The sequence below is a fragment of the Microbulbifer mixtoriginis (SeqCode) genome (assembly GCF_052468275.1).
Genome location: NZ_CP174341.1, coordinates 339243 through 362811, shown reverse-complemented (window position 1 = coordinate 362811; position 23569 = coordinate 339243). Strand labels below are relative to the sequence as shown.

Here is a 23569-nt window from a genome sequence, read left to right as displayed (position 1 = left end):
TATGAGCAACGACAGCTTCAGCCCTCCACCGTCGCCCAATGCAGGTGACAGGACCGTAATGATTCCCACTCCAGGTGCCGCAGCTCCGGTGCAGTCTGGTTCATCTGCACAGCCGCAGTTCTTTGCCAATCCCGGCAGTTCAGCGGATATGCAGATTCGCAATAGTTTGAATCCTCTGGTCTCCGCAGCCTCCAAGCTGCTGGGGGTGATTATCAAGCTGCGCACAACCATGAATCACTCCAATGTGCCGGATCTGCACAAGCGGCTGACCAAGGAAATTCAGGCATTTGAGCGGGAATCCAAACAGCTGGGCCTGGCCCCTGAGGCAGTGCTTACCGCCCGCTATCTGCTGTGTACCGTTGTGGATGAAGTGGTGTTGACTACGCCCTGGGGTACGGCGAGTGGTTGGAGTCAGCACTCGTTGCTCAGCCTGTTCCACAAGGAGACGTTTGGTGGTGAGAAATGTTTTTCCATTCTGCAGCGTATGCTGGAAACCCCTGCTTCCCACCTGGAGTTGTTAGAGCTCTTTTATCTTTGCCTCAGTCTCGGTTTTCAAGGCAAGTATCGCTTGGTGCAGCGGGGCCACGAGCAGATTGAGCAGATTCGCGATGAGCTTTATCGGACCATAGAGCAGCACAAATCAGCAATGGACCGCGATCTCTCTCCCCACTGGCAGGGCTGTGTCGAGCGCAAGTCGGGCCTGATTCACTACATGCCTTTGTGGGTGATTATGAGCGTCGCACTGGGGTTGTTGGTTGCCACCTACAGCGGCTATCGCTGGTGGCTTTACGAAACGACTACCCCTGTGGCTGACCGAGTAGTGGAATTAACAGGCAGTGACAGTGAGCCCCCGCAAGGGGAAGGGTGACACTCGGACCGAATTGATCCGGTGCCGATTGAGCCCGGGAGATGGAGCTATTCATGAAACGCTTGCGCGACTTTTTTACCAACAAATGGGTGCTTGGCATTATCGGCCTCGCAGCCCTGTCTGTTCTGATTTGGTTTGGGGCGGACTACATCAAGTTTGGCAGTGATAACGCCACACTGTCCCATACAGTTCGCATTACCATCATCGTTTTTATTTTCGCAATTTGGTTGGTGTGGAACCTGAGCCAGTGGCTGGTCGAACGGCGCCAAAACCAGGCTCTGATTAAGGGCATTGAAGAGTCTCAGGAGAGTACCCAGGATCCGGATGAAGAGCATTCCCTCGAGGAGCTTGAGGCTCTATCGGGGCGTTTCCGCGAGGCCATGGATGTATTGCGCAACGCCCGCTTTAAGTCAGAGAAGGGCAAGGTGTCCCTGTACCAGCTGCCCTGGTACGTCATTATTGGTCCACCCGGCTGCGGCAAAACTACTGCGCTGGTAAATTCAGGATTGGAATTTCCCCTGGCGCAAAGCCACGGTAAAGAAGCCCTGGGGGGAGTTGGCGGCACGAGAAATTGCGATTGGTGGTTTACCAACGATGCAGTTTTGATCGATACCGCCGGCCGTTATACCACTCAGGACAGCCACCGGGTTTACGACAACAGTGCCTGGCGAGCATTCCTCGGATTATTGAAACGCTATCGTCGTCGCAGGCCGATTAATGGTGCCCTGGTTGCCATTAGTTTGCAGGACCTGATGGTACAGACCGATGAACAGCGCCAACATCAGGCCAAGACGATTCGTTCGCGAGTGAATGAGCTCCAGCAGGAGCTGGGAATACGTTTCCCTATTTACCTCACCTTTACCAAGTGTGACTTGGTAGCGGGCTTTAGTGAATTCTTTGATAACCTTTCACAAGCCGAGCGCGAGCAGGTCTGGGGTATGAGCTTTCCCCGTGAAGCCAATGCCACTGTCGGCGCGCCGTTGGATAACTTCAGGGCCGAGTTTAACCAGCTGATTGAGCGCTTAAATCAGAGAGTGTTGTGGCGTGTGCACCAGGAGCGCAATGTTGAGAAGCGCGCACTGCTGCAGGGATTTCCCGCCCGCATGGAAAGTTTGTCGGATATTTTAGCGGACTTTATCAAGCAGACCTTCGAGCCAAACCGCTATGAAACTGTGCCTATGGTTCGCGGTATATATTTTACCAGTGGTACCCAGGAGGGCAGCCCGGTAGACCGTATGATGGCTTCGGTAACAGCGGATTTTGGCCTGGAGCGCAGTGTTGGGCCCAAATTCCAGGGGGTTGGAAAAAGTTTCTTCCTGAATCGCCTGCTCAAGGATGTGGTATTCCCCGAAGCTGAATTGGTGGGAGTCAATCGCAAGGTAGAGAGCGCTAACCTGTGGTTGCGCAGAGGGGTATATATCACTTTAGCTGCGGCATTTGTGGGTTCGATCTTTCTCTGGAGTGGCAGTCTCGCATCCAACAAATTGTCCATGGGTGAAGTTAATGACCACCTGGCGGCCTATGAGCAAGCCGAGGAAAAGCTTAAGGACAAGAGGCCTACACCGGCGAATGTTTTGCAGATGCTTGAACCCTTGCGGCAGGCGACTTCGGTGTATGACCGCGAGGAGCACCCCTGGATCTCCAATCTGGGCTTGTATGACACCCGTATAGATCAGACGCTGGATAACCTCTATCGGCAAAAGCTTGAAGAGATCTTTTTACCGGCGCTATTGCGAGATATTGAAAGTAACCTCAGCCGCTTGGGGAGTGATGACCCTGCACTGGTCAGTACCCTCAAAACCTATCTGATGTTCTTCAACCCGGACAAATTGGACATCACGACCGTTGAGGGCTACTACAGCGCCCGCTGGGAACGCCAATTACCCGGCGAAGCTCAGGAACAAGATAATTTACGCTACCACCTCGATCAATTGTTGGCGCGTCCAATACCTGAAAGTGTTCAACAAAATGAGCGTGTAGTGGCTCGCGCCCGCCAACAGCTGCGACGCATCCCTGTGCCGCAAAGGCTGTTTGCGCAATTACAAAATAGCGATCTTGGGCAGACCTCTGTCGACTTGTATCAGGAAATCGGCGGTGATACTCAGCAGGTGTTTGGTGTGAGAGCTGGCGATTCACGCTTTAGTATCCCCTTCCTATATACCAAGGCGGGTTATAAGGACGTGGACTTTGGTGCAGATTCCCAGTTGATGACCACTATGGCGGATGAGCGCTGGATCTACGGTGGGGAACTCAGTGGTGAGGACTTTACCGAAGCCGACCGGGCGAAACTCGGCGAGGATGTAAAGCGTATTTATCTGGGGGAGTATCTTCAGCACTGGCAATCCTTCCTTGGCGGTTTCAGCATTCGCAGATTCAACAGCACTTCCCAGGCACTTGAGGTTCTCTCAACCCTGTCAGACCCCATTTATTCCCCATTACTGGCAATCACGGAAATTACTTCGGATAACACACGCCTGACATTGCGACCGGAGCTGTCGGTGGATGCCAAGGGGGTGCCATTACCGGTATCCAGTACAACTCGCCGACTCGGTGGTGCGGCACTGGATAGCGCAGCAGGGGCGTTGAAGGACCGCTACAAGCCTAATATTGTCGATGTGCGCTTTGAGGAAATACAGCGCATTACACAAAGCGAGAAAGGCAGACCCGCACGGGTTCAGGAGTATCTCCAGACTATCAATAAGATTCAGGAATATCTGACTGAAATTGACAGTGCTCCAGACTCCAATGAAGCGGCGTTCGCCAGTGCCAAAGCCCGTTTTGCTGGGGGCGGCGATGCGATTAAGCAGCTAAGAGTCAAAGCGGCCAATGCGCCGGCGCCTTTTGATAAATGGCTGACCGAAATTGCTGACAGCACTTGGGCTCTGGTTATGTCGAAAGCCAAGGGGCATCTAAACCGGGTATGGCGTGAGCAAGTTTATCAAAGCTACGCCAGCAGCCTGGCAAATCGCTATCCGCTGCGCAGTGACCGGGACCAGGAAGTACCAGTTATTGAATTTAATCAATACTTCAAGCCTGGGGGGATTGAGCAAAAGTTTGTTACTGAATACTTAAAGCCTTTCGTCGATACAAGAAATTGGAAAGTGAAGTATGTGGAAGGGCAGGGTATGAGCCTTTCAATTGAAACGCTGTCCCAGCTGCGTAGAGCGGAGAAGATTCGTAAGACCTTCTTTAAATCGGGAGAAAGCGCAGCTTATTCTTTCCGTATAGAGCCAACCAAGCTGGATTCCAGTGTGCGCCTGTTTGAACTTGAGCTGGGAGATCAGCGTGTTCCTTATTCGCATGGCCCCAAGACCAGTAAAAAACTTACATGGCGCGGTGGAGAGAGTAATCGGGTGCGGATTATCTTTGAAGATCTCAATGAAACCGTACACCGTAAACATTTCGAAGGAGATTGGGCTTGGTATCGACTTCTTGCAAGCTCAGATCTTGAGACAGGGCGAAGCAATGCGGAGCGTTTGGTGACCTTCTCTGAAGAAGGGCGGAAAGCACAATTCAAACTAGTGGCTTCGAATGTAAATAATCCTTTCGATCGCAGTTTACTGCGTGGTTATCGGTGCCCGGAGACTCTGTAGTAGGGAGTGAGTGACTTGCAAAGCAGCATAGGTATTTTTGGCAAGCTTCCTGGGCATGGGGATTTTATCCAGCGTCAGCTTCCAGCGAGTTTCGTCAGGGTGTGGGATGAGTGGCTGCAGCGTGCAGTGCATGGCTCCCGAGAAATAATGGGTGAAAACTGGCTGGACTATTATTTGACCAGTCCGGTCTGGCGCTTTGCCCACAGTAAAGGAATCATTGATGAGACCCCCTGGGTAGGGGTTCTAGTGCCTAGTGTGGATAGTGTGGGGCGTTATTTTCCTTTGACTATCGCCGCACCGTTACCCTCTTCTATGGACATAATTAACTTTATGTCAGATGCAGATATGTGGTACCGGGAACTTACGGAATTAGCTGTCAGCGCACTGCAAAATATGCTCCATGCAGATCAGCTGTTCGAGGCCTTTAGTGAGGTGCCGGTAGAACTGGGGCAGCTAGCTACTCCTGCAGCACAGAGTGAGTTCTTTGTCGCGAGTAATGATGCCTCGGGTAACGACAATCGCTACGCGGGGTTGCTCGGACAGGTATGTCGTAAGCAGTTCGCCAGTTACAGTCTGTGGTCTTGCGAAGGATCACAGCATCTAGCCCCAACCAGCGTGCTTTGCCCCTCTTTACCCGGCCCTGAATTTTACTGCTCTATGTTGGGTGCCAGTCAGCAAAGACAGTGAATAAATAGGTAAAGGATATCTAGTGTGAAGCAAATAATAGTGGCTTTAAATAGTAATAAGCATCGGCGGTATAGTGTGTTAACCGGTGATATTTCACACAGTGAAAATCGACATATCTGTCAAGTGTACCTACCCGAGTTCACGGCTCTGGCTGGAGAATGTCCGATCATATTTTTAAAGTCTCAAGAAGAGAATGCCCTGGAAAGTTGTGCTTTATTAGGTATAAAACCGGGGCAGAATCTTTTTATTCAGCAGGATAAATGGTTGGGTGGTTATATCCCGGCAACATTGAGAGCTTATCCATTTTACTTGCATTACAAAGATCAACTGGAAACAAATCCAATAATTTGTGTGGATTCATCCTCTCTCTCACTTGGTAGCTTAGATGGAAATAGAAGTAGGCTATTCGATGATGAGGGGCAAGCGACAAATGCATTATTGCAGGCCAGAAACTTACTGAGTGGAATTCATCAGCAGAAATCAAATAATAAAGAGTTTATTCGTTGCCTCACTGAGATGGAACTCTTTCAGGAGCAGGTAGTGGTAGTCGATTTACCTGGTAATACCAAACATCGATTAACCGGTGTATTTTGTGTTACTTCAGAGCGTATGAATGCATTGGATGATAATGACTTCTTACGCTTAAAAGAGCGTGGCTATTTAGCTCCAATATACGCTCATATGCTGTCTTTGCATCAGTCAACAAATTTAAGTCGGCTATTCAAAAAGTATCAAGCGAGGCTGCTTCACTAGAGGGTTAAGGCTAAACAATAAAAACCCTATTGTTTTTAAACCATTTGAGCTTGGTGAAGTAATAGCAACTTACTCCAGATGCATTAAAGCTCATGGCATAAGTGAAATTAATTGAGTAGCCTATTTAGGAAAAAGGTACCAGTGTACAGGGCTCTTTGGTTGTCCAAATATCCGCCAACCTATCTATAACTGCAGGAAGCAAGGGTTAAGGTATGTCATATATCGTGGTATTTACTGGGGAGATTAGAGCACTTTTTGAGCGGCGAAAGGCAATATCAGCCCTGGGTAGCGAGTTTGGATTTAGTTTTACACAAATTAAAGCGCTTATGGCTAGCAGCCGCTCACAGCTTAGAAAGACTGCAGATCGTGCAGAAGCCTGTCGTTTTGTTCAGAAATTATGGGTGGCCGGTTGGCACTCCAAATTATTTTTGGACTCTGACTTGTTGCACTCTACTAAAGAATCCGTTGAGCGTGGTGCTTCTCATTTACCTGTGGTTATGGGAAAACTCCACTGTGAAGGCTCGCAGCTGCAACTGTGCGTACCGCGTAATTGGGTAGTTTGTAATAATTTGAATCCAAACGCTGAAATTCAGGCTGGTGATACCGAATTAAACCGGTACCTGATTGTATTGGAGCAAAAGCGAACTGAACTTCCCGAAGAGCTAAGCCTCACGGACTATGCCGAGGCTCAGATGCAGCAGTGTTTGAGCAAAGTATCTAATGGCAACCTTCTAAGTGGCCCACAAGTGCTAGAGCGCGATTGGCAAATGGGTTTGTTGTACGAGATGAGTGCTAATGTCGGCAAAGATTCGGTTCAATATATGGTTGTTTTTTTTCGCGGCAAAGAGAGTTTCTATACCCTTTTTCTATGGACCTCTTTGCAAAGCTTTGCACAAGCAAAAACAGAATTTATTCAGATAGTGGCAAGTTTTCAATGCTCTCCGGAAAGTGAGACTACCGCAGAAAGTAAGGCCTCAGCTGTAATTGCTGTGTAATTGTCTTGTCAGCGGCTGTAAAATCTAAAAAAATAATAAAAATTATTTGTTTAATATTGTGCGCTGTGCACTTTTTTTAAGGTATTGCGATTACATTGTGTCATTTGCCTTGATTAGATCTTTACAACGTGTACTCTTCTCGGAAATCTTCTTGAAGGAATTGATTGGGTAGAAGGGACTTTTTTCATGGCATTCCCAAATACAATAAATATCGAAGAACTCACGGCTCCTATTTCTTCAGAGAGCCCTGTCGGTGAGGATATTCGGGAGGATCGATCACCGACCTCTGATTACTACTCCATCAAAGATGCGCGAAATAGTGCTAGGGCCGCAGAGCGCTCGGCCATGTTTGATGACACAGATTCTGATCTGCTGGCCCCTTGGCGTGATGTGGCAAAGGCCGCAGAAAAGATTCTGACAAAGAAAAGTAAAGATCTGGAAGTGGCCAGCTGGTATACAGAGGCCCTAATTCGTCTCCATGGCTTTAGTGGCCTCAGAGATGGCTTTCTATTAATTGAGCAGCTGGTTACCAATTTTTGGGATGGCCTATACCCAGTTCCTGATGAGGATGGTATTGAAACTACGGTTGCACCACTGACGGGCCTTAATGGTGATGGCGGTGACGGTACGCTAATGATGCCGATCCGTAGTGCACCAGTAACCCCGGAGGGGGATTACGGAGATTTCTCTTTTTTCCAGCATCAGCAAGCTCGGGATGCAGATCGTATCGCAGATGAAGATGCTAAAGCGGCCCGCATTGAGACTCTGGGATATAGCCTGGAAGATGTAGATCAATGTGTGAACAGCGCGACTAATGAATGGGCTAAGAATCTGATAGAAACTATAGAAGCTACTATTAGCAGCTATAAAAATATCAATGATGCTTTGCGCTCTAGTTGCGGTCATGATGCACCGCCATCAACTAATATTTCCTCTCTACTGGATGAAGTATTGCGTACAGCGAGATTCATTTATAAGAGTCAGCTTGATGCGCTAGCACAGAATGAGGCACCGGAAGTAACTGAAGACACACAGAGTGACTCCCCCATTGAGGAAGCTGTTCCCAATGTGGCATCAACAATAGTTGCGAATGCTATTGCAGCACCCACCGGACCGGTTAGCTCCCGAGAGGATGCTCTTAAATTACTAGAACAGGCCGCGAAATATTTCCGTACCTACGAGCCACATACTCCTTTGGCTCCAGGGTTGGAGCGATTAATAGGCTGGGGTCGTATGACGGTCTCTGAATTGATGACTGAGTTACTACCAGATGAGCAGTCCCGAGCCCTATATTCCCAGTTGACAGGTGTTCGTCTCGATGGAACGGATACCCAACGTTATGTAGCTCCGCCGGTAACGAGTAATACCCCATCACCAATTCCAGCTGCATCTGAGCCAGCATCAACAGCCACTGAAGCTGCATCTGCAGCTGAGGATAGCTGGGGTGGGCAAGCACAAGAAGAAGCCAGCTCGGGTTGGTAATTAATTAAGAACAGCAGTCCCTAAATCTAGGAAGGAGACCTGAGATGTCTGAGAGTATCCACAATAAACTTAAGCGTGTGCGCAAACCACGTGTACATATAACTTATGATGTTGAAACCAATGGTGCGGAAGTTAAAAAGGAACTTCCCTTTGTTGCTGGTGTAATGGGCGACTACTCAGGGGATAACACCGAAAATCGCAAAGCATTGAAAGATCGTAAGTTTGTTCAAATTGATCGCGATAATTTTAACGATGTAATGACCAAGGTTAATCCAAAACTGAATCTTCAGGTGGAAAATACCTTATCTGGTGATGGCAGCAAAATTGGTATTGATCTCGATTTCAATCATATGGATGACTTTTCTCCAGAGAAAATCGTCGATCAGGTTGAGCCGCTGAAACAACTCTTGGAAGCACGCAGTAAATTACGTGACCTTCTCAGTAAGGCAGACCGCTCTGAAGAACTAGAAAAAGTTTTAGAAGACATCCTGAAAAGTACGGAAAATGTCGGTGCTATTTCCGAGCAGTTGGGGTTGAACAAGGATAAAGGAGAGGACTCAGAATGAGCACAGAAGTAGAAAATGTTGCGGAAGGTGAAGCTGAGGAACAATCGGTCAACCTACTGGAGCAGGCTATTGCCGCTACCAAACAAACAGAACCGCAGGAAGCCCAGGATCTGATCGCAAACCTGACAGAGCAGGTTTTAAAAGGAACCGTAACCTGGGACCGTAACCTTACCCAGACAATCAAAAAAGCAGTCAGTGCAATTGACCAGGCTATGTCTAAGCAAATGGCCGCTATTCTGCACGATGAAAAATTCCAGAAGCTTGAAGGTTCCTGGCGCGGACTGAATCACCTGGTGATGAATTCTGAAACAGGTGCAACCATGAAGATTCGCATGCTCAATTTGAGCAAACGCGAATTGTTCCGAGACCTGGATAAAGCCGTTGAATTTGATCAGAGCCAGACCTTCAAAAAGATTTATGAAGAAGAATTTGGTATTGCAGGTGGTGAGCCATACGGATGCATGATAGGTGATTTCGAATTCACCAGTCACCCTGAAGATATCGAGCTTCTGAGTAAAATGTCCAATGTTGCGGCAGCGGGTTTCTGTCCGTTTATTGCTGCAGCCGGTTCCGGTATGTTTGGATTTGATAACTTTACCGAACTGTCGAAACCCCGTGACCTCGGTGGAATCTTTGAGTCAGCTGAATATATTAAGTGGCGTAGTTTCCGAGATAGTGAAGATTCTCGTTTCGTTACTCTGGTTATGCCACGGACTCTGGCCAGAACTCCCTATGGCGCAAATACCAAGCCAATCGAAGCTTTTGACTTTGAAGAGTTTGAAGTTGATGAATCTGGAGTTTCACGCCCTGCGGACCACGACCAGTACTGCTGGATGAATGCCTCTTATGTAATGGGCACCACCATGACCAAGGCCTTTGCTGAGAATTCCTGGTGTACAGCCATTCGTGGTGCCGAGGGTGGTGGTAAAGTGGAAGGTCTGCCCTCACATATATTCAAGAGTGATGACGGCGATATGGACCAGAAATGTCCAACAGAGATCGGTATTACTGATCGCCGTGAAGCCGAATTGAGCGCTCAAGGATTCTTGCCGTTATGTCACTACAAGAATACCGATTACTCTGTATTTTTTGGTGCTCAAAGTGCGCAAAAACCAAAAGCCTATGACGACCCGGATGCTACCGCGAATGCAGCGATTTCTGCACGTCTTCCCTATCTGATGGCTACTTCTAGAATTGCCCATTACCTGAAAGTAATGGCGCGTGACAAAGTAGGCTCCTTTATGGAGGCTAGTGATTGTGAACGTTGGTTGAATAAGTGGATTACTCAATACACCAACTCAAATCCGGACGCAAGCCCAGAGATGAAGGCAAAGTATCCGCTTTCAGAAGCTCGAGTTGAAGTGAAGGAAATTCCAGGTCAACCTGGGTGCTACAGTGCTGTTGCCTACTTGAAGCCCTGGTTACAAATGGAGGAGTTGACCACCTCCATGCGTATGGTTGCCAATATCCCATCTGCCGGATAAAAACCTGTGCCCGCCTCGGAATAAGGGGCGGGCAATTTTTTGAAAAGTCTTCATCAAAGCTTTAAATTACTTGAAGCTGTCAGAAATGCTAATGGGAGTTTTCCGGTGCCCTGCGCAACAAAAAAAGAATTTACGGAAGATTATTTAGATATTTTGCCGGAAAATTTAGCGAGTGGAGATCAGGGTCAATTACAGCGTTTTTTACGCGAACCAGACGAGCTATTCTCTTTTGAATACTGGTTAACAGAAATATGTCCTTGTCCAAAAAAGGAGAATTTTTCTGTTCGCCAATATTTGAGTCGTATTATTGTTGAGCTTGATGAGCTTATATGCGATCAAGTTAATCGGATTCTTCATAACTCTCGTTTTCAGCGTCTAGAGGCAAGTTGGCGTGGTCTATCAATGCTGGTATTTGATACACCACATTCAGACAATATTAAGATAAAACTGCTAGATGCCAGCTGGAAAGACTTGAGCAAAGATATGGAGAGGGCTCCAGATTTCGATCAGTCTGGACTTTTTCATTTAGTTTATAACGAAGAATTTGGTACTCCAGGTGGAGAGCCCTTTGGTTTGTTAATGGGAGATTATTATATCTCGCATCGGCCGATGGCAGATCACCCTTACGATGATATTTTTACTCTGCAGGGCATAGCCCATACGGCCGCCGCCGCTTTCGCGCCATTTATCTGTGCTGCAACACCTCAACTTTTTGGCGTCGATCATTTTGATGATTTGGCCAAGCCAATTCGCTTCTCTGAGGTTTTTCGTCAAAAAGAATATATACGCTGGAATAGCCTGAGAGATTTAGAGGATAGTCGCTTTATAGCCATTACTTTACCTCAAGTGCTTATGCGCGAGCCCTATAGCCTAGAGTTTTCAGAATATCGTGGGTTGAGATTTGAGGAACAGGTTAGCGGATCTCACAACCGGCGATATCTTTGGGGGAATTCCTGCTTTGCTATGGGGGCAGTACTGTTACGCGAATTCAGTGAAGTTGGTTGGTTTTCCCATATTCGCGGTGTTGCACGGGATCATCTTGGCGGTGGATTGGTGACTCAGCTGCCCACCCTGGCCTATAAGCCGGACAGCCGCCCCGGTATGGTTAAGATGACCACTTCGATTCTGGTTACAGATTTTGTAGAAAGGGATCTATCAGAATTGGGTTTTGCATGCTTGAGCCACTGTTATGACACGCCATATAGTGCTTTTAATAGTGTGCCCTCTCTTCAGAAAGCTAAACAATATACATCGAAAGCAGCTACGGCGAATGCGCGTATTAGTTCTATGCTGCAACAAATTCTTTGCGCCTCACGCTTTGCTCACTATATCAAGGTGATGATTAGGGATAAGGTGGGTGCCTATATGAATGCTGCTGATTGTGAGCGCCAGCTTCAGCATTGGTTGGACCAGTATACTACTGGGCGAGATGATTTATCTTGGGAAATGTTGGCACGTTACCCCCTGCGTGAAGCTCGAGTTCGTGTGGCGGATGAGCCTGGCAAAGTAGGTAGTTATCAAAGCGTAATTCATCTTAAAAGCCACTATACGGTCGATCATTTGGTCTCTGAGCTCAAGCTCACTACGGCTCTGGCAACGATAGGTGTTGGGGGTTCATAGAATTATGGCAAGAGAAAAAAGACTGTTAGCTCCAGTGCTAGATCGACTACTTGAATCATCTAGTAAAGTAAATGTTCACCAATCCCATCAGATTTTACGCCAGCTACGTGAGGGGGTTAGGCGCGACCTCGAATATTTATTTAATACACGTTATCGCTGTATTTCACCACCATCTGAACTGCGGCACTTGGACGAGTCAAATATAAATTATGGTCTGCCAGATCTGTCTACTGTCAATTTATCCTCATTAGACAGTCGAAAACAATTCTGCCGGGATATTGAGAAGACAATTTTACATTTTGAACCAAGAATTCGCTCTGTAAAAGTTACCACTCAAGATAAGGTAGATGTGGAAGATCCCAGCATACGTTTTCGTGTAGAAGCAGTATTGCATGTTAATCCTGCATCTGAGGTTATCGTATTTGACTCTGCCTTAAACCCGGTAACACAAATGGTAGACGTGTCTGAGATTATGTAATGAGTGAAAAATTAATAGATCTCTATGAGCGTGAGCTCGCATTTATTCAGCAAACATCCGCTGAGTTTGCCCGTATGCACCCTGCGGCTGCATCACGTCTGCAGTTAGATGCAGATACCGTAGATGATCCGCTTGTGGGGCGTTTGTTGTCTGGTTTTGCATATATGAATGCCAGGGTTCAACAAAAACTAAGTGATGATTTCCCTGAACTTACAGATGCAATGCTGGAAACATTGTATCCACATTATTTACGACCCATTCCATCATGTGCGATCGTTCAATTTGAGCCGGATTCAGACCTTGATGCAATAACGCAGGTTGATGCAAAAACGTTGTTAGAAAGTGACAGCTTTCAGGGACAAACCTGCAGGTTTACAACTTGTTATCCGGTGGAAATTAATCCGTTTCAACCGGTCAGCGCAAGCTTAATGCCACGCCCGTTTATTGCTCCTGGTTGTAATGAGATTCAGGGAGCAAACGCCGTTCTTAAGCTCTCCCTTAAAGCTTTGAGTCCTGATCTGAGCTTTGCGGAGATGAATCCCGAAAAAATAAGATTCTTCTTGCGTGGTCAAGCGACACATGTGTATAGCCTCTATGATCTGCTTTTAACCAAATGTGTAAAGCTGGTTGTGGCAAATGGAGAGAGTGATCCAAAACCGACTTTTCTATCCCCAGAGGATATTTGCCAGGTCGGGATGAATGCAGAAGAAGGTTTATTACCCTATCCAGATACAGCATTCATCGGTTACAGGTTGCTTACTGAATATTTTGCTTTCCCCGAAAAATTTCTCTTCTTGGATATTGAAAATTTACAGGGGGCTTTGAATGATAGTTATGCAGATACATTGAACCTGTATTTTTATCTTTCAGAGACGCATGAGGAACTGGAAAAACAATTGGTTCCAAGTATGTTTGCACTCGGCTGTACGCCTGTTATTAATTTATTCAAGCAGAGTGCAGATCCTATACCGCTCACCCATACTCAGTATGAATATCATGTTATAGCAGATGCTCGTCGTAGCGATGGACTGGAAATATATTCTATTGATGAGGTGGCTGCCACAGACGGTGATGGCGAAACCACTAAATATAGGCCTTTCTACGGGATTAAGCATAGCCAACACCACGCGGAACAGTCAGCATTTTGGTTCAGTCGGCGTCGTGAAGTTATAGAAGGGGAGCATCGCAATGAGCAGGCTTCCGAAGTTGATTTGAGTCTCGTTGATTTAGATTTCAATCCGCACAGGATTAATGATCAAACACTCGATATTAAATTAACTTGCTGTAATCGGAATCTGCCTAAGAAGTTACCCAGTGGCAATTCTCAACCTTATCTTGAAGTAGTTGATGGTGATGTCCCAGCGAAACGAATTAGCTGTGTTGTGGCACCAACAGCGACATTGAGGCCTCCGAGAAGAGAGCGAGGCTACTGGAAGCTGATATCACATCTGAACTTGAATCATCTCTCCTTATCTGGAAGTCAGGGATGTGATGCCCTCAAAGAAATTTTCAGACTGTATGATTTTAGGGATTCAGCCAGTACTCGTAATTTGATTGAATCTTTATTAAAGCTGAATACAAAACCCATTACTGCTCCTATCCAGATTGATCAAAGCGTCGTTCTTTGTCGGGGAACTGAGGTAGAAATTGAACTCGACTCGATGATGCTTACTGGCACTAGCCCTTTATTATTTGCCAGCATCATTGAACGTTTTCTTGGCTTATATTGTTCTATTAATTCATTTACTAAATTGATTGCTACCATGAGTGGCAGAGATGGAGAACTTAAAAGATGGCCACCTCGCGCCGGCGAAAAAGCTTTACTGTAATAGAGCGGCTGCGTCGAGAGCCCTATCATTTCGAATTCTATCAGGCGGTGCGTATCCTGGAGCGTGCTGTGTCTTTGGCGGATGGCGGATTTTGTGATGAACCTATTGCCAGTGCGGCTCCACCAGCGAAGGAAATGGTTCGCTTCAGCGCCCAGACCGGTTTATCTTTTATTGGCTCAGACGTTTTACGTCTGGAAAAAAAGACCAGTAATAATGTAGAAATACAAGATAAAGAAGTTAGTCAATGGCATATGGAGGTTGGCTTTACTGGTCTTATAGGGAGTCAGGGTGTAATGCCCTACTACCTGACGGAAATAGTTCAAAAAGAGCTCAGAGAAAATAATACCGCTCTTCGGGATTTTCTCGATATGTTTAATCACCGTCATACTTCGCTACTTTATAAAGCATGGCATAAATACCAATTGCCTGTGAACTATGAACGCCAGCGTTTACGCAATGAAAGGGTTCCAGATATTTTTACACAGGCGATTGCCTCTTTGGCGGGCCTGGGTACTAGCGAGATGCGCTATCGATTGCCAATTCCCGATGAAGCTCTTTTGGGCATGGCAGGCCATTTGGGGCAGGGACGTTGCTCTGCAGCTGCGCTGACCAGCATGATTAAGCATTTCTTTGGTTTGGATGTCGCTATAGAGCAATTTCAGGGGCAGTGGGATGAATTACCGAAAGACATTCTCTGTCGCCTGCCTTGTGATGAAGCTCCCAGTGGAGTAAATAACTGTCTAGGGGTAAACACAATTCTGGGTACGCACTGTTTCCAAGCTCAAAATAAATTTCGAATAGTCATCGAACCAATGGCTTATGAACAATTTATGACTATTGCCCCGGGAACTCAGAAACTGGAATCCCTTAAAGCCTTTATCAAACTAAGTGCTGGGATTGAGTTGGACTTCGAGCTATCAGTATCTTTACCTGCGCAACAAGTTTCGCCTGTTCAGTTAAACAAAAAATCTGATCATGAACCTCTTTTAGGGTGGAATACACATATGGCCAGTGAACAGGAATCAGCAGAACTCATACAGATTACCTTAAGTGCTGAAAATATGTCGCCTGATGAAGCCTTGCCAGCAGCATAATTGTTCATTAACAATAATTTTTAAAAGGATCTTTTTACTGTGATAAATATCGATTTGAAGCGGCTTGTTGATACCATGACACCGCATATGCGTGATTCTCTTGAAGGCGCAGCCGGCCTTTGTTTATCTCAAAATCAATACAATGTTGAACTTGAGCACTGGCTGCTTAAATTATTAGATCAATCAGATACAGACCTTTATCACCTACTGGAAAAACATGACTGTAATCCGGCAAATTTTGCTAAACAGCTTGCTTCCTCTATAGCTGGATTCCGCTCGGGAAGTAGCCGACCTCCTGCACTATCTCCGACAATTGTCGAAGCGGCAAAGAATGCCTGGATGCTGGCGTCTATCGACTATGGGCACCGTGCAATCAGTTCTGGACACTTCCTCGCAGCTCTGCTGTTGGAAGAGACTTCACGTCGACAAATTCAAGAATCTTGTCCAGAGCTTAAAAATATAGCGCCTGAGTCTATTCGTGAAACTGCCCGGGCGATGTTTGGGCAAAGTGGTGAGTCGAGTCATATTGGTGCTGCCTGCGCAACTGATGATGGCGCTGCTGCCGTAGCGGCCGCCGCTAGTAAAGCGCCAGCTCTCGATAAGTATACCGTCAACCTGACTGAAAGAGCGAAGAAGGGGGAGATTGACCCAGTTCTAGGCAGAGATGAAGAGATTCGGCAGTGTATTGATATCCTCACTCGTCGTCGACAAAACAACCCGATTCTCACTGGTGAGGCAGGTGTTGGTAAAACAGCCGTAGTTGAAGGCTTTGCTTTACGAATTGCCAGTGGAGATGTACCTGAGCCTCTACGTGGTGTAGCAGTTCGGACGCTGGACCTGGGCTTACTTCAGGCCGGTGCTAGCGTAAAGGGCGAGTTTGAGAATCGTCTTAAATCTGTGATTCAAGAGGTCAAATCCTCCCCAACGCCTATTATTTTGTTTATTGATGAAGCTCACACCATGATTGGTGCAGGAGGCAAGGAGGGGCAGGGAGATGCGGCCAACTTACTTAAACCCGCTTTAGCACGAGGTGAGCTGAGAACATTGGCAGCCACGACCTGGGCTGAATATAAGAAATACTTTGAGCGGGACCCTGCTCTGACTCGGCGTTTTCAGGTTGTAAAAGTTGAAGAGCCCAGTGAAGCAAATGCCATTGATATGATGCGTGGAATTGCCACTACTCTTGAAGCACACCATAAAGTACGCATACTTGACGAGGCAGTTATTGCTTCGGTTAAGTTATCCCACCGCTATATTCCTGGGCGTCAACTACCTGATAAATCTGTAAGCTTGCTGGACACCGCCTGTGCCCGCGTGGCCCTGAGCCAATCAGCTACTCCTGGCGCTATTGAAGATGCTCAAATTAATATTGAGCGGACTAACACAACGCTTGCTAAGTTGGAACGTGAAAATGCAGCGATGGGTGAGCACGAAGAACAGCTGACAGAACTGAAAGAATTCAAGCTGACTGAAGAGCAGAGATTATCCTCATTAAAACAACAGCTTGTTCAAGAAAATGAGCTGATTGAACAGATACAAAAAATTCGAGATCAAATTGACTCCGAATTTATGAAAGGAAAGAGTGAAAATCTGGAGCCCGATTCAGCGCTTTTAGCTGACTATCAGCAACAATTGAAAAGCCTGTCTGCAGAGCTTGAGGTAATACAAGGTGATACACCTTTGATGCAGCCATCTGTTGATGAGCAGGCTATCGCTGCGGTGGTTGCCAACTGGACAGGTATTCCTGTTGGGAAAATGGTCAGTGATGAAATCGTAGCTGTGAAAACTCTGGCTGGGCGCCTGAACAAGCGTGTGATTGGTCAACCCCATGCGATTGAGGCTGTTGCTCAGGCAATTCGTACTTCACGGGCAGGATTGACTGATCCACGCAAGCCAGTTGGTGTATTTATGTTTTGCGGCACTAGTGGCGTAGGTAAAACTGAGACTGCATTGGCTTTAGCCGATGAGTTGTTTGGTGGTGAGCAAAACATCACTACGATAAACATGGCCGAATTTAAAGAGGAACACAAAGTATCTATGCTGCTAGGGTCTCCTCCCGGATATGTAGGGTATGGGGAAGGAGGAGTTCTAACCGAAGCTGCTAGGCGTAAACCTTACTCCGTAATCCTACTGGATGAGATGGAGAAGGCCCATCCCGGCGTACAGGATATTTTCTACAACCTGTTCGATAAAGGTACCATCAAAGATGGTGAAGGTCGTGATATCGACTTTAAAAATACCGTTATCATTATGACCTCTAACGCTGGTGAGGATGCTATTAGGGCTATATTCAGCCAGGTAGAGAAAAAGCCAGAACCAGATGTACTGCTAGATAATATACGTCCCCAATTACTACAGAAGTTCAAACCAGCGTTTCTTGGCCGTGCTAATGTTGTTGCCTACTATCCACTGGATGACGAGAATCTGGTTGAAATTTGTAAAATCAATATGCGTAAGATTGAGAAGCGTGTTCGTGAACACTATGGCGCTTCTTTCTCATATGATGAGGATGTACTTATCAATATTGTGGCGCGTTGCCATGAAGCAGATACTGGAGCCCGCAACATTGAGGTAATTCTAAATAAAACTTTATTACCAGAATTGGCCAGTGAATGTTTGGATAAAATGGCGAAAGGTGAAGAGGTTAAGGCAATTAAAGTGTCTGCGACTGAAGAGGGTGATTTCGCCTATAAAGTAGAATAATCTGGAAATTAGCCCAGTAGTGCTAAACTCCTGGGCTATTCATGATGTATCCAATACCTTAATTAAAAAACACTAAGTGAATTAATTTAATTTATATTGGTTTTTATCTATTTTGGCGTTGTGTTTGGATATAATTCCTGAAAAATATACAAGTGAAGCTTCATAAGCTATATGGGTTATTCAAATAATTTTCTTGCTGGGGAATTTAGTGCATTTTTCTATGTTTGAAGGGGTGCCTAAGGTTTTTTACTTTGTGCGATAGATTAATTCACCTGTCCAATGCTGCCATATTTTCTTCGTCTAGCTATACCATGTTCAACACGAATAGTATTTTCTGAAATTGTCAGTGGGTCATTAGGGAGAACATTGTTGTCATCGCTTAGGCCCCCTACATTAGCTAGCTCTTCAAGTAAAATTCTTTCAGTTGTTACCCAAATCCAGCCTTGGGTTCTCGTAGTAATAACATTATTTGGGTTGTTGACGGTTCTATTGAGATCTGGAATTCTAATGCTTGCCCCGCCAGTATTTACGCGAGCCCTAAAGAATCGTGATGGTTGAGTTACTTGAACATTATGTAGCATGTTTTGACGCTCATCTACTAAGCAAGTAATTTCAGTTGCGCCACTTAAATAAACTCCACGATTTATTCGATCAGCGTGGCCGAGCTCATGTGCCAACGTGATAAAAATAGGGCAAGCACCGCCATCAGTCACAGTGCCATTTTGATTGAGGTTTGTGGTAGTCTGAACTGTGTTATTCCAGTGGACACATGCACTGGCTCCTGCGCTCATTACTTTTCCCATGAAACCTTGATCGTGTTTAACCAGTGGGACGTAATACTTAAAGTTACTCCATACCCTATCTTTTAACCACTTATCTGGAACTGCCGCTAATCCCGCACTTTCAGTTATTCTTGTATCATGTGGGCTGGCAATAATCCGAGAAACAAGGGTTGCACTTTGAGGTAGCTGTAAGAGTGCATTGGTCATACCAACACCCCGTGTAATTCGGGTAACCGTACGAGCACCGAAGTGATATTTTTCTGCAGAATATGCTAGGGCATTGGCTTGCCCAAGAAGAACAGTTAAAGCGTTTCTAACTTGATTAATAAATGCAACATTGGTTGAATCAATACAAAGTCCCATAAAATCCTCCTTTTATGGTTGTTGATTGTCATAAAGCTATGGCTCTTATTTACTTCAATAGGAAAGTTTGTTGGCAGCCAGTAGATTTTCATTTTTGGGCATGAAGGTATGTATTTGTAGTTGACTAAGCAGTTCTTCTCGAAGTAAAAGATAATAAAATGCGAAAAACTAATCGAGATATTTTTGGAGCAAGTTAGACATAAAAGACCTTATTCTTAGTTGAGTTGTATTATATTTTTGGCTTTTATGGTCTTTTCTAATTTTTTTAATTTATACTGCTAATTGGTGCGTCATGACAAACAGAGTTTGTCTTATAAGGGTTATTAAGTAAATTTATTGTCCCTTAAATTCTTTTTTTGCTCTTATTTAAGTTAAGCAAAGGCCACTGTGAGTGGTTAACCACCAATTAATACTGTTGGACACCCAATAACAATCTTCCCTCCATGTCCAGTTGTATCCCCCATACGGGCAGCTGGTTTTTTTTGTAGCATTACGGTAGTGCTACCCATAGCAACAGTATCTGGTGGTCCCACACAAGTACAAGTGCTGCCAACAGTTGCGGATGGCATGCCGCCGATGATTACTGTTGGAGCACCTGGGCTGAGAATAGGGCCGCCTACATGAGGTACCGTACCAGTAACCATGGGGCATACATGCATATCGGTGATACGTGAAGCTGGCTTGCCCATAATTTAATCCTTCACTCTTCCATTGCCGCCGCGGGCCAGATCCAGACCCTGTTTCATATAGCGGTCAAAGCGTTTGGCGGGGTCTACTGGGTCAGATAAGACTGCTGCTAATGTAATACTGCCAGCCACTGCGTGCGCATAGAGGTGTTCTGGCGGTTCAACCACAGGCTCGCCTTCGGCTGCGAGGCTGCCGTGACACCAGCTGGCAGCGGTTGCTGCCCAGCTTGCGGGCGTCTTGTGTTTGGTTTTATCACCCAGTGTTTTACAATTTAATCGCGACTCCTCATTGGGTTTTTTAGCCCAGGTTTCTGCTGCGATCAATGCACTAACGTTGTCTTCGTCAGTCTCAGGACTTTGTATATCGCGTGCCGCAAGGCAGGCCCACCATACCGCTTCTCGTTTTGGCAGTCCGTGGGCTAGTAGTTTTATTGCATCCGGATAGAGGCCAGCTTCTATCAGTTGATTAATGCTAACTTCAGGTGCGGTATCTGGCACCAGATGCTCTTCCGCCTCCTCGCTAACCTCAAAATTCTTAAGGAGCTCAGCTGCAGTTAACGCTTGTACTTTGATCAGGTCGGTCATCTGCTGTTTAATCCCATCAATTGATCATGGTAACGCCACCTTTTAAGGTAAGCATACCACCGCCCTTAACTTCAGCCGTCGCGTCTCCTTTGCAGGAGAGCATTGTTCCTTTGATGGTAATACCTGCCGGCGTTAGCTTGATACTGCTGCCACCAACCTTTAACTCAATTGAAGCCTTGGAGGATATCTTGATTGCCCCCATAGCATCGGTTGTTTGGGTGCCTTTACTCACCTTAAGGGTATGGTTGCCTGAACCGATAGTGACAACCTGGTTGCCCTTATTGACATTGAGTTTTTGGTCCCCTTTGGCAATGGTGATAACTTCGCTACCATCCGTGACGGTAACACTACGATCCTGTTTGATTTCTAGTGTTTGCTGGTTTTCAATTTTGCCGGTTTGATCGTTATGGATCACAAAGTTATGATCCTTGCCAGCTTCCATATAAATTTCTTCATTGCCACCCTTGTCATCAAACCTAAGCTCATTGAAAGTGCTACCTTCATACTCGGTTTTCCAGCCACTTTGGGTCGCTGTGTAGTTGGGCCCAGGGTTGTCACCGTTATAAACCGCCCCGGTAATCAATGGCCGATCCGGATCGCCATTGATATAGGTAACAACGACTTCTTGGTTAACTCTTGGAACAAAATTCGCGCCCCAGTTCTTACCGGCAAAGGACTGCATTACCCTTACCCAACAGCTGTTCTGTTGAGAATTCCAGGGGAATTTAACTTTGAGCTGTGTATAGGGATCCTGTGAGCTGTCTGAAGCTGTGGCCTTGACCTCTAAAACTCGTGCTACCTGTGGTGAATGGATTTTTTTCGCACATACATTGGGCTGTGGGCGTGGCATTACCGTAGAAGGTATACAGCTAAAGGTGTTGTGGAAGTGGGTATCAATACCATTTCCATCTGCTGCAGAAGTATGCACTGAGGTAATAAGATATTTGCCCTTTTCAGAAGATAATGAGTGATCGAAATTGAAACGACCGCCTGCAGTAAAGGAAGGGCAATCACTGCGACCGTGGCTTACATCAAAAAGTGCTTCTTGCGCTTCCATTGCTCGTTCGGCAAGTGCTTTGTGATAGCTGTCTGTAAATTTGTGCTTGTGCTCACCATCAACCTGGAAATGGTTTAAGCCATAGAGGCCGCGCATATAATTCGCAACATCATTAAGCTGGCTGGTCGTTTTTACCTGCTGCTTGTTGTCTTTAGTTGCTGTGTACTCGCTATAATCTTTAAGCTCAAACCCACCACCGTGATAGTTGAAGTTTCTTCTCCAGCTACTTACGGTATTTTTGGTTGGATGGCTGCCTCCACCGTCATACTCAATGTCAGCGCTTTCACAATCATAAAAGTCTTGAGAATCATCGCAAAGAACGAGTTCGTGCTGTCCTGTGGAATGCTTGAAATAGTAGGATATGCCTTCTTCAGCCATCAGGCGATTGATAAAATCAAAGTCGCTCTCGTCAAACTGAACACAATATTCACGGGTAATGTACTCAGCATTTAACTTTAACGTGAGTTTTATTACCCGGCTATATTCTCCCAGAACCTCTTCTAGAATCTGCTTGGCAGATTTGTTTTCAAAGACTCGGTTGCTGCCGGCCAAACTGGTAAACCACAGACCCGGTTGCAAAATGGCGCTATAACTACGTACACCCTCAGCATTAACATCATGTAGAGAGAACTGGGTAACGTAACCATTGATATGGCGAGGTGTTTCAGAGTGGTGAATGGAAACTGTTACCGGTTTGCCAACAATATCCTTTTGTTCAATAGCATGGTCATCAGAAAGCAATTGCACTTCATAGCGGAAAAGCTTAGATATATGCTCTTCGCCTTGCAGGGTCGTAGCAATTAGCGCATCTGTGCCAACCGGGCTATCGACCGTAATCATTCTTTTATCTTGATTGAGTGTAGCCATGGGCAGCCCCAACTATCCCTACGGTGCCTGAAAGAAATGAGAAACTAGCAGATTTGCAGATCTTTAGCTGAATACTCAATGAGCATTCAGCTAAAGACCTGTAGACAGCCCGCAGAGATTCTGCAGGCCATCTTATCCCAAAAGGGTATAGACCTATTACAGCGGAGTAGCGGTAGTGAGGTCGTATCCAACACGCATGTTTTTGGGGTTCTTGTTGGATTTGTCAGCGTGATTGAGGTCAGCCTCAATCTTGGCAAAGCTAAGGGAGATGGATTCCTGAGGTGCGCCGCCAGCAGAAGCACCGATGCTGTAAGAGGAGATCAGTACGTTTTCTAGCTTATACACAGCGTACTTTTCTACAGAGTTAGCGCCAGTTTGTACAACGTGGATCTCAACAGGTACGCCTTCGTCACCAGTTACGGAAGCCTTAAACAGGCCACCAGATGCAGCGTCAATACGCTTGGTGAAGGTAACTTCGCTCAGGCTCGGACGAGAAGCTTCACGGTTGGAGGTAGCGCCGGCTTCCATAGTGATACCGCGACCAACACCAAAGTTGAAGCTGTCAACTTCGATCCAGTCTTCGTAGCCCTTGGCAGTAACGTTACCCTTAGTGGCGAGGCTGTTGAAGTTCATGTAAATAGCCATGGGAAATCCCTCTTTGTTGGCTTGAGATATTGGTGGTTAGTTCCTTGCTACCGAATTAGTGCGGTAACTCAGATGGTGTCGCAATGACAACTGAGGTGATTTAAACAGAGTGAAATACAAAAAAAAACCGAAATTTCAGCTTATAAAATCGACTCTGGCACTAATTATCCAGGGGAGTATATTGATTGCTGGAGGTATGCCGTCTGCGCTTATTCGACTCTGACACTAATTAATTTTCTATTGAACAGAAAAGCTTGATGTCAAAAAAAATGAGTATTTGAGGAAAAAATATTAAGAATTGTTAACGGAATCACGTTAATAAAATATTTTAAGTTAGGGATTTTCTTTTGTCAGGTGAGCTTGTAAGAAGGTGTAATTATTTGTCTTCAGTATCAGTTTCTCTTCTGAGTCTGTAATTGTCGAGTAGTTTTT

18 protein-coding genes are annotated in these 23569 nt (G+C 46.0%); 13 read left to right on the top strand and 5 right to left on the bottom strand.

What is annotated here, in order from left to right; all coding sequences use genetic code 11:
- The first annotated feature begins 1 nt into the window (after window position 1).
- From icmH to tssH, 13 genes are all read left to right on the top strand, one after another.
- Window positions 2-868, top strand: coding sequence for a type IVB secretion system protein IcmH/DotU (gene icmH / locus ACJJIC_RS01575; protein ID WP_444891546.1), 867 nt, complete (start codon window positions 2-4; stop codon window positions 866-868).
- A gap of 53 nt (window positions 869-921) precedes the next feature.
- On the top strand, window positions 922-4461 hold the full coding sequence (gene tssM / locus ACJJIC_RS01570) for a type VI secretion system membrane subunit TssM (protein ID WP_444908529.1): 3540 nt from the start codon (window positions 922-924) through the stop codon (window positions 4459-4461).
- A 15-nt stretch (window positions 4462-4476) separates the two neighbouring features.
- Window positions 4477-5148, top strand: a complete 672-nt coding sequence (tagF, locus tag ACJJIC_RS01565; RefSeq protein WP_444908530.1) for a type VI secretion system-associated protein TagF — start codon at window positions 4477-4479, stop codon at window positions 5146-5148.
- Between the two features lie 24 nt (window positions 5149-5172).
- Window positions 5173-5901 carry a SapC family protein gene (locus ACJJIC_RS01560; protein ID WP_445357835.1) on the top strand — a complete coding sequence of 243 codons (729 nt, stop codon included), beginning with the start codon at window positions 5173-5175 and terminating at the stop codon, window positions 5899-5901.
- Window positions 5902-6113: 212 nt separating this feature from the next.
- Complete coding sequence (locus tag ACJJIC_RS01555; RefSeq protein WP_445357834.1) at window positions 6114-6896, top strand: hypothetical protein; 783 nt, start codon at window positions 6114-6116, stop codon at window positions 6894-6896.
- 186 nt (window positions 6897-7082) lie between these two features.
- The gene (gene tssA / locus ACJJIC_RS01550) at window positions 7083-8378 is read left to right on the top strand and encodes a type VI secretion system protein TssA (protein ID WP_444908532.1); all 1296 of its coding nucleotides are present in this window, start codon (window positions 7083-7085) and stop codon (window positions 8376-8378) included.
- Window positions 8379-8422: 44 nt separating this feature from the next.
- Window positions 8423-8944 (top strand): type VI secretion system contractile sheath small subunit, encoded by a 522-nt coding sequence (tssB, locus tag ACJJIC_RS01545; RefSeq protein ID WP_252084227.1) that lies wholly within the window; start codon window positions 8423-8425, stop codon window positions 8942-8944.
- The gene (gene tssC / locus ACJJIC_RS01540; protein WP_252084228.1) at window positions 8941-10428 is read left to right on the top strand and encodes a type VI secretion system contractile sheath large subunit; all 1488 of its coding nucleotides are present in this window, start codon (window positions 8941-8943) and stop codon (window positions 10426-10428) included. Before tssB ends, tssC (ACJJIC_RS01540) begins: the two co-directional genes overlap by 4 nt.
- A 39-nt stretch (window positions 10429-10467) precedes the next feature.
- On the top strand, window positions 10468-12048 hold the full coding sequence (gene tssC, locus ACJJIC_RS01535; RefSeq protein ID WP_444908533.1) for a type VI secretion system contractile sheath large subunit: 1581 nt from the start codon (window positions 10468-10470) through the stop codon (window positions 12046-12048).
- 4 nt (window positions 12049-12052) lie between these two features.
- Complete coding sequence (gene tssE / locus ACJJIC_RS01530) at window positions 12053-12526, top strand: type VI secretion system baseplate subunit TssE (protein WP_252084230.1); 474 nt, start codon at window positions 12053-12055, stop codon at window positions 12524-12526.
- The gene (tssF, locus tag ACJJIC_RS01525) at window positions 12526-14355 is read left to right on the top strand and encodes a type VI secretion system baseplate subunit TssF (protein ID WP_444887812.1); all 1830 of its coding nucleotides are present in this window, start codon (window positions 12526-12528) and stop codon (window positions 14353-14355) included. The genes tssE and tssF overlap by 1 nt, the downstream gene beginning before the upstream one ends.
- Window positions 14319-15449, top strand: a complete 1131-nt coding sequence (tssG, locus tag ACJJIC_RS01520; protein ID WP_252084232.1) for a type VI secretion system baseplate subunit TssG — start codon at window positions 14319-14321, stop codon at window positions 15447-15449. The genes tssF and tssG overlap by 37 nt, the downstream gene beginning before the upstream one ends.
- Before the next feature lie 39 nt (window positions 15450-15488).
- Complete coding sequence (gene tssH / locus ACJJIC_RS01515) at window positions 15489-18152, top strand: type VI secretion system ATPase TssH (RefSeq protein ID WP_444903669.1); 2664 nt, start codon at window positions 15489-15491, stop codon at window positions 18150-18152.
- Between the two features lie 263 nt (window positions 18153-18415).
- On the opposite strand, the gene ACJJIC_RS01510 is transcribed toward tssH, so the two are convergent.
- From ACJJIC_RS01510 to ACJJIC_RS01490, 5 genes are all read right to left on the bottom strand, one after another.
- Window positions 18416-19297, bottom strand: a complete 882-nt coding sequence (locus tag ACJJIC_RS01510) for a hypothetical protein (RefSeq protein WP_444883485.1) — start codon at window positions 19295-19297, stop codon at window positions 18416-18418.
- A gap of 395 nt (window positions 19298-19692) precedes the next feature.
- Window positions 19693-19986: a PAAR domain-containing contractile injection system baseplate protein gene (locus ACJJIC_RS01505; RefSeq protein WP_152450772.1), complete on the bottom strand. Its 294-nt coding sequence runs from the start codon at window positions 19984-19986 to the stop codon at window positions 19693-19695.
- Between the two features lie 3 nt (window positions 19987-19989).
- Window positions 19990-20568, bottom strand: a complete 579-nt coding sequence (locus ACJJIC_RS01500; protein ID WP_444883486.1) for a DUF6931 family protein — start codon at window positions 20566-20568, stop codon at window positions 19990-19992.
- A 16-nt stretch (window positions 20569-20584) separates the two neighbouring features.
- Window positions 20585-22492 carry a type VI secretion system Vgr family protein gene (locus ACJJIC_RS01495; RefSeq protein ID WP_444908534.1) on the bottom strand — a complete coding sequence of 636 codons (1908 nt, stop codon included), beginning with the start codon at window positions 22490-22492 and terminating at the stop codon, window positions 20585-20587.
- Between the two features lie 156 nt (window positions 22493-22648).
- Window positions 22649-23137 carry an Hcp family type VI secretion system effector gene (locus ACJJIC_RS01490; RefSeq protein WP_252084237.1) on the bottom strand — a complete coding sequence of 163 codons (489 nt, stop codon included), beginning with the start codon at window positions 23135-23137 and terminating at the stop codon, window positions 22649-22651.
- Window positions 23138-23569 lie beyond the last annotated feature (432 nt).